This window comes from Allobosea thiooxidans (assembly GCF_900168195.1).
Taxonomy (GTDB): domain Bacteria; phylum Pseudomonadota; class Alphaproteobacteria; order Rhizobiales; family Beijerinckiaceae; genus Allobosea; species Allobosea thiooxidans.
This window is the reverse complement of sequence record NZ_FUYX01000001.1, coordinates 561,493-573,237: the sequence shown is the minus strand read 5'-3', so window position 1 is coordinate 573,237 and position 11,745 is coordinate 561,493. Positions and strand designations below refer to the sequence as shown.

General features: G+C 68.3%; 12 protein-coding genes. 7 read left to right on the top strand and 5 right to left on the bottom strand.

Annotated elements, in window-relative coordinates:
* Nucleotides 1-9: 9 nt before the first annotated feature.
* From fliG to flbD, 4 genes are read left to right on the top strand one after another with little or no spacing between them, the layout of a single operon-like run.
* Nucleotides 10-1,089, top strand: coding sequence for a flagellar motor switch protein FliG (gene fliG, locus B5Y19_RS02845; protein WP_139384231.1), 1,080 nt, complete (start codon nucleotides 10-12; stop codon nucleotides 1,087-1,089).
* 1 nt (nucleotide 1,090) lies between these two features.
* Entirely contained in the window at nucleotides 1,091-1,681 is a 591-nt protein-coding gene (locus B5Y19_RS02840; protein ID WP_055729409.1) for a FliH/SctL family protein, read from the top strand.
* Between the two features lie 11 nt (nucleotides 1,682-1,692).
* Nucleotides 1,693-2,043, top strand: coding sequence for a flagellar motor switch protein FliN (fliN, locus tag B5Y19_RS02835; RefSeq protein ID WP_055729410.1), 351 nt, complete (start codon nucleotides 1,693-1,695; stop codon nucleotides 2,041-2,043).
* A gap of 44 nt (nucleotides 2,044-2,087) precedes the next feature.
* Nucleotides 2,088-3,452: a sigma-54-dependent transcriptional regulator FlbD gene (gene flbD / locus B5Y19_RS02830; protein WP_055729411.1), complete on the top strand. Its 1,365-nt coding sequence runs from the start codon at nucleotides 2,088-2,090 to the stop codon at nucleotides 3,450-3,452.
* Nucleotides 3,453-3,464: 12 nt separating this feature from the next.
* Here the strand turns inward: flbD and B5Y19_RS02825 are convergent, their stop codons facing one another.
* Both B5Y19_RS02825 and B5Y19_RS02820 read right to left on the bottom strand, forming a co-directional pair.
* Nucleotides 3,465-3,791 (bottom strand): hypothetical protein, encoded by a 327-nt coding sequence (locus tag B5Y19_RS02825; protein WP_139384230.1) that lies wholly within the window; start codon nucleotides 3,789-3,791, stop codon nucleotides 3,465-3,467.
* 131 nt (nucleotides 3,792-3,922) lie between these two features.
* Nucleotides 3,923-5,371, bottom strand: coding sequence for an MFS transporter (locus B5Y19_RS02820; protein ID WP_244555456.1), 1,449 nt, complete (start codon nucleotides 5,369-5,371; stop codon nucleotides 3,923-3,925).
* Between the two features lie 350 nt (nucleotides 5,372-5,721).
* Between B5Y19_RS02820 and flhA the strand changes: the two genes are divergently transcribed.
* Both flhA and B5Y19_RS02810 read left to right on the top strand, forming a co-directional pair.
* The gene (flhA, locus tag B5Y19_RS02815; protein ID WP_411914134.1) at nucleotides 5,722-7,797 is read left to right on the top strand and encodes a flagellar biosynthesis protein FlhA; all 2,076 of its coding nucleotides are present in this window, start codon (nucleotides 5,722-5,724) and stop codon (nucleotides 7,795-7,797) included.
* A gap of 251 nt (nucleotides 7,798-8,048) precedes the next feature.
* A complete protein-coding gene (locus tag B5Y19_RS02810) occupies nucleotides 8,049-8,960 on the top strand; it encodes a DMT family transporter (RefSeq protein ID WP_244555455.1) in 912 nt (303 codons plus the stop codon).
* Nucleotides 8,961-8,970: 10 nt separating this feature from the next.
* Here the strand turns inward: B5Y19_RS02810 and B5Y19_RS02805 are convergent, their stop codons facing one another.
* From B5Y19_RS02805 to B5Y19_RS02795, 3 genes are all read right to left on the bottom strand, one after another.
* Nucleotides 8,971-10,008 carry a lysylphosphatidylglycerol synthase transmembrane domain-containing protein gene (locus B5Y19_RS02805; protein WP_055729414.1) on the bottom strand — a complete coding sequence of 346 codons (1,038 nt, stop codon included), beginning with the start codon at nucleotides 10,006-10,008 and terminating at the stop codon, nucleotides 8,971-8,973.
* A 148-nt stretch (nucleotides 10,009-10,156) separates the two neighbouring features.
* Nucleotides 10,157-10,528 (bottom strand): CopM family metallochaperone, encoded by a 372-nt coding sequence (gene copM / locus B5Y19_RS02800; RefSeq protein WP_055729415.1) that lies wholly within the window; start codon nucleotides 10,526-10,528, stop codon nucleotides 10,157-10,159.
* Nucleotides 10,529-10,604: 76 nt separating this feature from the next.
* Entirely contained in the window at nucleotides 10,605-10,970 is a 366-nt protein-coding gene (locus tag B5Y19_RS02795; protein WP_055729416.1) for a hypothetical protein, read from the bottom strand.
* A gap of 150 nt (nucleotides 10,971-11,120) precedes the next feature.
* Here B5Y19_RS02795 and B5Y19_RS02790 point away from each other — a divergent pair, with 150 nt between their 5' ends.
* Complete coding sequence (locus B5Y19_RS02790) at nucleotides 11,121-11,735, top strand: GNAT family N-acetyltransferase (RefSeq protein WP_055729417.1); 615 nt, start codon at nucleotides 11,121-11,123, stop codon at nucleotides 11,733-11,735.
* The last annotated feature ends 10 nt before the right edge of the window (nucleotides 11,736-11,745 follow it).

Below are 11,745 nucleotides of genomic sequence, written 5' to 3'. Positions count from 1 at the left end.
CGCTGAACCATGGCCGAGACACGTTCCATCGCAACGCGCAGCACCGCCCTCCAGGACGGCATCGAGGGCGGCGGCTTCGGCACCATGTCGGTGTCGGAGATGACCGGCCCGCAGCGCGCGGCCGTCATCCTGCTCGTGCTCGGCGAGGACCATGGCAAGACGATCTGGCAGGAATTCGACGACGACGAGATCCGGATCATCACCCGCGCCATGGCGGAGCTCGGCACGGTCGATGCCGACGATGTCGAGCGGCTGATGCTGGACTTCGTCGGCAAGCTCTCCAGCGCCGGCGCCGTGACCGGCTCCTTCGACCGCACCATCTCGCTGCTCGAGAAGATCCTGCCGACCGAGCAGGTTGCGCTGATCATGGAGGAGATCCGCGGGCCGGCCGGCCGCAACATGTGGCAGAAGCTCGGCAATATCGACGCCGTGGTGCTCGCCAACTTCCTCAAGAACGAATATCCGCAGACCATCGCCGTGATCCTGTCGAAGATCCGGCCGGACCATTCCGCGAATGTGCTGCGCAATCTGCCGAACGATCTCTCGATCGAGGTGGTCGGGCGGATGCTGCGGCTGGAATCGGTGCAGAAGGAAGCGCTCGACCATATCGAGAACACCCTGCGCACCGAGTTCGTCTCGACCCTGACCCAGACGCGCCGGCGCGACCCGCACGAGATGATGGCGGAGATCTTCAACGGCTTCGATCGCCAGACCGAGATCCGCTTCCTCTCGGCGCTCGATGCCTCGAACCAGGAATCGGCGGAGCGGATCCGCGCGCTGATGTTCACCTTCGAGGATCTCAACAAGCTCGATCCGGCCGGGCTGCAGACGCTGATGCGCCAGGTCGACAAGGACATCCTGGCGCGCGCGCTGAAGGGGGCGAGCCAGTCGATGCGCGATTTCTTCTTCAGCGCGATGTCCCAGCGCGCCGCCAAGAACATGCAGGACGACATGGAAGGGCTCGGCCCCCTGCGCCTCAAGGAGGTCGACGAGGCCCAGACCAGTCTCGTCCAGATGACCAAGGACCTGGCCGACAAGGGCGAGATCGTCCTGTCCAAGGGCAATGCCGACGACGAGCTGGTGTACTGAGATGGCCTCCGCGACGAAATTCATGTTCGGCACGGATTTCCGCGAAGGCAGCCGCAAGGCAGCCAGCGAGGCGGATCTCGCCGCCGCGCGCGCGGAGGGTTTCCGTGCCGGCCAGGAGCAGGCGCATCGGGAGGCGCAGAGCCAGCTCAGCGGCCTGACCGGGCAGCTCGCGCGCTCGGCCGAGCGGCTCTTCGCCCAGGAGGCGGCGCGCGCCGCGGCGCTCGAGGAGCACGCCGCCCATGTCGCGCTCGCCATGGCCAAGGCGCTGGCGGGGGCCGCCCTGGCGGAGAAGCCGATGGCGGCGCTGACGGCGGCGGTGCGCGAAGCCTTGAGCCATGCCAGGACGGCGCCGCATCTGGCGCTGCGGGTCAACGAGGGAATGGTCGAGGCGGCCGAGGGCCTCGCCCGCAAGCTCGCCGCTGAGCACGGTTTCGCCGGAAAGCTGATCGTGCTCGGACAAGCCGACATCGCGCCCGGGGACGGGCGCATCGAATGGGCCGAGGGCGGCTTCGTCCTCGACAGCCAGCAGCTTGAAGTGCTGATCGAGCAGGCGGTCGCCCGCGTGTTCGGCCATGCCCAAGCGGAACCATGAAAGACTGAGCCATGAGCCCGGAGAACGATCTCAACCTGCCGCCGCTGAACCAAGCCGACCTGTCTTTCGACCAGAACCAGACCTCGGTCGCGCATTCGGGGCCGGTCCCGGTCAAGACCGCCGAGGATCTGGAGCAGGTCTTCGACGTGCCGGTCACGGTCTCGGCCGTACTCGGCTCCTCGAAGGTCGCGGTGGGAGACCTGCTGCAGATCGTGCCGGGCGCCGTGCTTGAGCTCGACCGGCGCGTCGGCGAGGCGATCGACATCTTCGTCAACGAGCGGCTGGTGGCGCGCGGCGAGGTTGTCGTCGTCGAGGACCGCCTCGGCGTGACCATGACCGAAATCATCAAGGCGGACCGGTGAGAACCGGCGCCGCCCGCAGAACGACAAGCAAGAGGACCTGAGCCATGCGCCTCATCATCGCCGGCGGTCTCAAGGGACAGATCATCGCCGCGGCCAAGATCGCGATGTCGCACGGCGCCGCCGTGACGCACACCGACGGCCTCGACCAGACGCTCGCGGTGCTGCGGGCCAGGGGCGCCGATCTCCTGATGATCGATGTCGCGCAGCCGATCGCGGCCTATGTCGCGGCGCTGGAAGCCGAGCGCATCCGCACGCCGATCGTCGCCTGCGGCACCTCGACGGATGCGCGCGCCGCCGTCGCCGCGATCCAGGCCGGCGCCAAGGAATATGTGCCGCTGCCGCCCGATCCGGATCTGATCGCGGCGGTGCTCGAAGCCGTCGCCGCCGACCAGTCGAGCCTGATCTGGCGCGATCCGGCGATGGAGCGCGTCGTGCAGCTCGCCTCGCAGATCGCCCGCTCGGAGGCGCCGGTGCTGGTCACCGGCGAGAGCGGCACCGGCAAGGAGGTGATCGCCCGCCACCTGCACCAGAAATCGGGACGCAAGGACAAGGCGTTCGTCGCGGTGAACTGCGCGGCGATTCCCGACAACCTGCTCGAATCCGAGCTGTTCGGCCATGAGAAAGGCGCTTTCACCGGCGCCATCGCCCGGCGCATCGGCAAGTTCGAGGAGGCGAATGGCGGCACGCTGCTGCTCGACGAGATCTCGGAGATGGATGTGCGCCTGCAGGCCAAGCTGCTGCGCGCGCTGCAGGAGCGCATGATCGACCGCGTCGGCGGCACGCAGCCGGTCAAGGTCGATATCCGGATCATCGCGACCTCGAACCGCAACCTTGCGGAAGCCGTACGTGAGGGCTCGTTCCGCGAGGATCTGCTCTATCGCCTCAACGTGGTGCATCTGCGCCTGCCGGCGCTGCGCGAACGGCCGGGCGACATCCTGGCGCTCGCCGAGCATTTCGCCAGGAAATATGCCGAGCTGAACGGGTTGCCGGCGCGGCCCATCGCGGCGGATGCGCGCAAGCTCCTGGTCGCCAACGCCTGGCGCGGCAATGTGCGCGAGCTCGAGAACACGATGCACCGGGCGGTGCTGCTGGCGAGCGGATCCGAGATCGCGGCCGATGCGATGCTGACGCCGGAAGGCGAGATCTTGTCCGCCGCGCCTGCGCGCGATCCGGCGGCACGGGCTGCCCAGACGGCGGAAGCGATGACGCGTTCGCTGGTGGGGCACACCGTCGCCGATGTCGAGCGCGAGCTGATCCTCGACACGCTCGACCATTGCCTCGGCAACCGCACGCATGCGGCCAAGATCCTGGGGATCTCGATCCGCACGCTGCGCAACAAGCTGAGCGAGTACACCGCCGCCGGCATCACCGTGGCGGAGCCGGGTCAGGCGCGCATCAGCGCTGCCTGACCCGGGCAGGCCTTACCAATAGCGCCGGCGATAATAGTAGCGCGGGCGATAATAATACCGGGGGCGATAGTAATAGCGCGGCCGGTAATAGGGCCGGTAATAGGGGCGCCGATAATAGCCGTAGCGCGGCCTGCGATAGTAGTAATACTGGGCAAACTCGGCGTCTGTCTTGTCCAGCGCCTCCTTCATCTCGGCCGGCACGGCCTCGTCGCCCTTGGCGGGCCCGGTGTCGGGCTGCGGGGCGGGCTTGGGCTGTGCCGCGTCCGCGGCGGCGATGCCGCCAAAGCCGGCGGCGGCGACGCCTCCGATCAGCGTCATCAGGAACGAGCGTCTGTCCACGACAACCTCCAGACTGTTGTCACCACATCTCCCATTGCATTCCTAAAGAGAGAATGCAGGCCGAGAATAATGCATTCGAAGGATGCTTTGTTCCTTCCGGCGAGCTTTTCGGCGCCATGGTTGCCGATGCCTCAATCGACCGCGTTGAGCGGGCGGGCGACGCTTTCGAGCGGCTTGCGCTCGGCCCGGATCGCGAAGCGCGCCGCGATCGCGGCGGCCGCCAGCATCAGCGCCGCGCCCAGCAGGTAGCCGCCGAAGACGCTGCCGCGCGAGCCGGTGTCGATCAGGATGCCGAAGAGCCAGGGGCCGGCGATGCCGCCCGCGCCGGTGCCGATCGCGTAGAACACGGCGATGGCGAGCGCGCGCATCTCGACCGGGAAGGTCTCCGAAACCGTGAGATAGGCCGAGCTCGCAGCCGCCGAGGCGAAGAAGAAGACGACGCTCCAGCACAATGTCAGCTGCGAAGCCGTGACCCAGTCCTTCCAGAACAGGTAGCCGGTCACGGTCAGCAGCACGCCGGACAGGGCATAGGTCGTCGCGATCATCACGCGCCGGCCCAGCGTGTCGAACAGCCGGCCGATCAGCAGCGGGCCGAGGAAGTTGCCGGCGGCGAAGGGCAGGATGAACCAGCCGATATTCTGCGAGGGCACGTTGTAGAAGTCCGTCAGGATCAGCGCGTAGGTGAAGAAGATCGCGTTGTAGAAGAAGGCCTGCGACAGCATCAGCGCCAGCCCGACCAGGGCACGCTCGCGATGGACGACGAAGAGCGCCCGGAACACCTCGGCCAGCGGCGTGGCGCGGCGCGGACGCAGCCGGGTCAGGGCCAGGGTCTCGCCGGGCGGCGGCACGAAGCCGGCCCGGCGCTCGATGTCGGCGATGATGGCGGCGGCGCGCTCGGGGTGGCCATGGCTGATCAGCCAGCGTGGGCTCTCCGGAATCCATTGCCGCAGGATGAGGATGACGAGGCCGAGCGCGGCGCCGATGAAGAAGGCGAGACGCCAGCCCTTCTCGGGGTCGATCACGGCGGGATCGAGCAGCACGATGGCGCCGAGCGCCCCGAGCGCGGCGCCGACCCAGAAGGAGCCGTTGATGACGAGATCGGTCCAGCCGCGCACGCGCGCCGGCACGAGCTCCTGGATGGTCGAGTTGATCGCCGCGTATTCGCCGCCGATGCCCATGCCGGTCAGGAAGCGGAAGAGGATGAAGCTCCAGACGTTCCAGGAGAAGGCGGTGGCCGCCGTGGCGGAAAGATAGACCAGCACCGTGATCGTGAAGAGCTTCTTGCGGCCGAGCCGGTCGGTGAGCCAGCCGAAGAAGACCGCGCCCAGCACCGCGCCGGCGATGTAGGCCGCGCCGGCCAGGCCGATCTCGGTGTTGGTGAAGCGCAGGACCGGGCTGTCCTTCAACGCTCCGGAGACGGAGCCGGCGAGGGTGACCTCAAGGCCGTCGAGGATCCAGGTGATGCCGAGCGCGACGACGACCAGCGTGTGAAAGCGGGACCAGGGCAGGCGGTCGAGGCGGGCGGGAATGTCGGTCTCGACGATGAGCTGGTCGGCTTCCCGGGAGGCGGCATGCTGCACGGGTTTTCTCCGATGAGACAGGCGCTCTTGCGGCGCTTTGGGACAGGCGTGCACCGGCACAGAAAGGCGGCTGGCGCGCGGACGACGCGGCGCGATGCCGGCTCGCCGGCGCAAACTGCGTCGTGACGCAAACGAGGCGGGCCGCAGAAAGTTCCGCTGCCGCATCGCGGCACGGGTTTCGAAGCGGCAGCTTAACCAATCATTCACCATGCACCCGGCAAGAATTGCCGGGTCGTGCCCTGCTTCGGGGCGCGCGCGCCGCCGTGCGGCGCAGGGGACGGGCGGGGCGGTCGATGACCGATATGACGGCAGGTCAGGGAAGCGGGTTCAGCATTCCCGATCGCGGCGCGATGGGGAAACTCCTCAATCGGCCGGACCTGTTCCTCGCCATCGGCGTCATGGGCATCCTCGTGGTGCTCATCTTCCCGATGCCGGCGATCCTGCTCGACATCCTGCTGGCGCTCTCGATCATCCTGTCCGTGCTGGTGCTCATGACGGCGCTCTTCATCGAGGAGCCGCTCGAATTCTCCGCCTTCCCGACGGCGCTGCTGATCGTCACCATGTTCCGGCTGGCGCTGAACCTCGCCTCGACGCGCCTCATCCTCGCCCATGGCCATGAGGGCACCGCCGCAGCCGGCCATGTCATCGAGGCCTTCGCCGGCTTCGTCATGAGCGGCAATTTCGTGATCGGGGTGATCGTCTTCACCATCCTGATCATCGTGAACTTCGTCGTCATCACCAAGGGCTCGGGGCGCATCGCCGAAGTCGCGGCCCGCTTCACCCTCGACGCCATGCCCGGCAAGCAGATGGCGATCGACGCCGACCTCTCGGCCGGGCTGATCGACCAGGAGACCGCCAAGACCCGCCGCAAGGCGCTGGAGGACGAATCCTCCTTCTTCGGCTCGATGGACGGCGCCTCGAAATTCGTGCGCGGCGATGCGATCGCCGGCCTGCTGATCACCTTCATCAACGTGCTCGGCGGCATCATCATCGGCGTGGCGCAGCAGGGGCTCTCTTTCGGCGATGCGGCGCACAACTATACGCAGCTCACCGTCGGCGACGGCCTCGTCAGCCAGATCCCGGCGCTGATCGTCTCGACCGCCGCGGGCCTGCTCGTCTCGAAGGCGGGCGTGCGCGGCGCCGCCGACAAGGCGCTCGGCAAGCAGCTCTCCGGCTATCCCAAGGCGCTCGGCATGTCGGCGGCGGTGATGCTGCTGATCGCGCTGCTGCCCGGCATCCCGATGCTGCCCTTCCTGCTGCTGGCAGGCGGCGCCGCCTTCCTCGCCCGCCGCTTCGGCCGGGCCGCCAAGGCACGCGAGGCCGAGCAGACGCTCGCCGGCCAGGCGCAGCCGGGCGGTGCGGCGACCGCCGCCGACGGCTCGCCCCGCGAGGAGACGCTCAACGACCTGCTCAGGATGGACGAGCTCAAGATCGAGATCGGCTACGGGCTGCTGCCGCTCGTCAATGCCGCGGCCGGGCAGGACCGGCTGACCGATCAGGTGCGGGCGCTCCGGCGCCAGCTCGCGGCCGAGCTCGGCTTCGTCATGCCGGCGGTGCGCATCGTCGACAACGTCCAGCTTGAGGCGAACCACTACTTCATCAAGATCAAGGAGATCGATGCGGGGCAGGGCATCGTCTATGCCGGCCAGTACATGGCGATGGATCCGATGGGCGGCGCGGTCAACCTGCCTGGCCACAACGTGCTGGAGCCGACCTTCGGCCTGCCGGCGACCTGGATCGACGGGGCGCTGCAGGACGAGGCGCAGCTGCGCGGCTACACCGTGGTCGACGCCGCGACCGTGATCTCGACGCATCTGACCGAGGTGCTCAAGTCGAACATGCCGGAGCTGCTCTCGCATGGCGAGGTTCAGAAGCTCCTGCGCGAGCTGCCGAAGGACCATGCCGATCTCGTCAAGGAGATCGTGCCCGGCCAGATCTCGACCACCGGCATCCAGCGCGTCCTGCAACTGCTGCTGTCCGAGCGCATCTCGATCCGCGATCTGCCGACCATCATCGAGGGCATCGCCGAGGTTTCCGCCAGCGTCCGGAACCCGCGCGAGATCGCCGAGCATGTCCGTGCCCGCCTCGCGCGCCAGATCTGCGCTCAATTCTCCGACGGTAACGGCGTCCTGCCGATCATCACGCTCTCGCCGGCCTGGGAGAGCGTCTTCGCCGAGTCGATCATCGGCCAGGGCGAAGAGCGCCACCTCGCCATGCAACCCTCGCGCCTGCAGGAGTTCGTCCGGCATGTCCGCGACAAGTTCGAGGATGCGGCGCGCATCGGCGAGATGCCGGCGCTCGTCACCTCGGCCATGGCGCGCCCCTTCGCCCGCCAGATCATCGAGCGCTTCCGCCGCGAGACGCCGGTGCTGTCGCAGGCCGAGATTCACCCGCGGGTGCGGCTGAAGACCGTGGGCAGCGTCTGACGGGCCGGGAGAGAGCCGGCCCGACGGTGAGCCTTCATCCTGAGGAGCCATTCCCTTGGGAATGGCGTCTCGAAGAATGCTTCGGGAAGCTCCGGAACCAGCTGGACCATCCTTCGAGACGCGAACCTTCGGCCCGCTCCTCAGGACGAGGGCTCAAGGGGAGCAAGCGGTCTCTCGCGCCTCCGGTTTCCACGGCCCCCCGATGCCCGCCGCGCAATGGTCAGCGCCGGGGGCTGCGGCTAAGCGGAGGCATGTCGCGCAACGCCGCTCTCTTCGCCGTCATGTGCCTCGTCTGGGGGCTGACCTGGCTTCCGGTCAAGGTCGGGGCCACGCATGTGCCGCCGGTCTTCCTGGCGGCGGCGCGCTTCACGGTGGCCGGCCTCCTGATGCTGCTCTGGGCCGGGCGCGACCTGCCCAAGGTGCCGCGCGGCGCCTGGCCCCGGCTGATCGGCACGGCGCTGCTGCTCAACACCGGCAACTACACCCTGCTGTTCTGGGGCACGGCGCAGGCGCCGAGCGGGCTCGCCGCCATCGTCAACTTCGCGACGATCCCGATCTACACCCTGCTGGCCAGCCGGGTGTTCGAGGGCGAGCGCATCGACGGGCGCAAGCTCGCGGCGATCGCGCTCGGCACGGTCGGCCTCGGCTTCCTGTTCGCGACGCGGGCGCTGGGCGGGCTCTCGGCCGCGCAGGGCAACCCGCTCGAGGCTCTGGGGCTCGCGGCGGTGGCGGCCGGGACGCTGCTCTATTGCGTCGGCGCCGTGCTGGCTCGCCCGATCGCGGGGGCGATGCCGACGTTGACGCTCGCCGGCTGGCAGACGCTGATCGGCGGCCTCGGCCTGACCGCGGTCTCGCTCGCCATCGAGCCGGTGGGTTACGACGATCTGGCGAAGCTGGTGCAGTGGCCGGTGCTGCCCGCCGTCGCCTTCCTCGTCATCGGCGGTTCGCTGATGGGCTTCACCATCTATATGCGGCTGCTGCGCGACTGGGGCGCCTTCCGGGCCGGGCTCTACGCCTTCGTCAGCCCGGCGATCGCGGTCGCGGTCGGCGTCATGGCGCTGGACGAGCCGTTCGGCTGGTCGGAGGCGACCGGCGCGCTGCTGATGTTCGGCGCGGCGGCCATCGCGCTCAGGAAACCGTCGGCCAAGCCGGCGATGGCCTGAAAGCCTCGCTTCAGGGCGGTGGCGCGATGCGGGTGCTGCGCTTGAGCTGCGCCCTTTCGAAGGCGAGGACGATCGGCAGCGAGAACACCAGCGGCAGGATGAGATAGAACAGCCGCCAGATCAGCAGCGCGGCGAAGACGGCGGGCGCCGGCACGCCCGGCATCACCGCCAGGAAGACGGCCTCCATCACGCCGACGCCGCCTGGAACCTGGCTGAGGAGCCCGGCCGAGAAGGAGAGCAGGAAGGCGCCGAGCACGATCAGGAAGCCCGGATTGCCCTGCTCGGGCAGCGCGAAATAGATGATGCCGGCCGCGCCCGCCAGCTCGAGCGGAGCGGCGAGATATTGCCGGGCGACGATGCGCAGCCGCGGGTAGATGATCTCGAGCTTGCCGATCCTCAGCGGCTTGAAGCGCAGCCAGGAGCCGATCGTGTAGAGCGCGACGAAGGCGAGCATGCCGATGCCGATCATGCGGGCCGTGCTGTCGCCGATGGCGAACCAGCGCGACATCCGTTCCAGCGGTCGCAGGATCTGTGGTTCGTAGAGCAGCACGAGCGCCATCAGGAAGATCGTGCCGAAGGCGAAGGTGAAGGAGCAGAGCGCGACCAGCACCGCGACCTCGGCTGCCGTCAGCCCCTTGGCCGTATAGGCCCGGTAGCGCACCATGCCGCCGGAAAAGACCGAGGCGCCGATATTGTGCGAGAGCGCATAGGTCACGAACGAGCAGAGCGAGATGTAGAACCAGGAGATGCCCTTCTCCTTGCCGAGATGGATCAGGGCGATGCGGTCGTACCAGGCGAGGGCGGCATAGGCGACGAGCGTCGCCAGCGCGGCGTGGAAAAAGGCCTCCGGCGGGATAACCGCGATCTTGTGGCCGATCCTGTGGGCGATGATCTTGATGCTCTGCCAGAGGCTCGCATTCTCGAGCAGCGCTTCGATGGCCGCGTCGGTGCCGGCCTCCGCCTTCAACTTGCTCCAGAGCAGCTCGACCGACCAGACGACCGCAACGAGACCGATGATCGGCCAAAGGTAGTCGAGATAACGCTTCATGCGGGCCGCGGGGCTGGGATTGGTGACGCTGGGTGAGGCGGGCCCACGTCGTCACCGCTGCGGCGCGAACCTTCCCTCTCTCTGTGCCAGCGAGCGGGGACGAGGGCAAGCGCCCGAAGGCGCCTGCCCCCGCCGGTCGCGGGGAGGGTTACTTGCCGTTCTTCTTCAGCCAGTCCTGCATCATCGCGATCTCCTTCTCCTGCTCGCGGATGACGCCTTCGGCGAGCTTGCGGATCTCCGGGTCCTTGCCATGGGCGAGCACCACTTTCGCCATGTCGATCGCGCCCTGGTGGTGCGGGATCATGCCGCGCACGAAATCAGCGTCGGCATCGCCGGTGAAGGCGAGGTCCATGTTCTTGTGCATCTTGGTGTTGGCTTCCCGGTAGGCCTTGGTCGCGGCGCTGTCGGAGCTTGTCGACGCGGCCGGGGAGCCGTGGCCGTGATGCTGCTGGGCCTGGGCGGCACCGGCCGACAGGCCGATGGCGAGGAGGGCGGCCAGCGCGAAGGAAGTACGAGTCATCTGTCTTGTCCTTGATAGGGTCGACGAGGCGGATCGCGCCGGCAGGCGGCGCCGTGATCCGCCGATAGGATTCGTTTCAGAGGAGGCGGCGGCCGGATCGCGGCGGGCGCTCCGCCGGTTCGGTCGTCAGGCCGTATTCGAGCCGAATCGACGGCGGGACGGCTTTCGACCATGCGATGGCCGTCGGCAGGGCCGGGGCCGCGGGCGCTTCCGCGATCAGGCCGCAGCCGGCGATGCAGCACGGCGGCGTCGCCGGGGTGGCGTGGTCGGAGGAGGCCGGCTTGCGGCAATGGCTGGCCGACTGTGCCGGCTGCATGGCGGCCATCGCCGCTACGGCCGGGCCGTGGCCGCCATGGCCGGAGCCATCCCCACGCATCATCGAGGCTGCTCGGGTGAGGTGCGGCAGGACGGCGAGGGCCATCACCAGCAGGGCGAACAGCAACGCGCCCTGCCGCCCGCGATGGGGCGGGCGCCGATGTCTGTCTGCACTGTCACGCCGGGCATGCATCATTGCGCGATGATCTTTCGAACCGGATCATGTCATGATCGCGGCGAACATCGTCCTTTCGAGCCAGCGCTGCACCCGACCCCCATGCCCCAGAGCCTGACCATCACCCTGACGGGAACCACTGACCTGCCGCCGGGCAAGATCGCGACGATCGTGACCTCGCTGGAGATGTTCGAGCGACCGCCGGAGCGCCCCGACGCCGCCGGGACGGAGGGGTTCTCTCTCGATCCGATCGATCGCGGCGACGTCGAGCGCTATCTGCGCATCTATCGCCTGCTGGGCGAGCGCTGGATGTGGTTCAGCCGGCTGACCAAGCCGCGGGCGGAGCTCGAGGCGATCTTCGCGGATCCGGCGGTGGAGTTCTATGCCGCCCGCTTCGAGGGGCGGGATGTCGGGCTGCTCGAACTCGACTTTCGCGTAGCCGGGGAGGGGGAGCTCGCCTTCTTCGGCCTCGACGAGCCCGTGCTCGGCAAGGGCGCCGGCCGTTGGCTGATGAACCGCGCGCTCGCGCTGGCCTGGGCCAAGTCGATTTCGCGCTTCTGGGTGCATACCTGCACGCTCGACCATCCAGGAGCGCTCGCCTTCTACCAGCGCTCGGGTTTCACCGTGTTCAAGCGTGGGGTCGAGGTCGACGACGATCCGCGGCTGACGGGCAAGCTGCGCAGCGACGCCGTCGCGCACCATCCCGTCATCGCATGAAGAAAGGCGG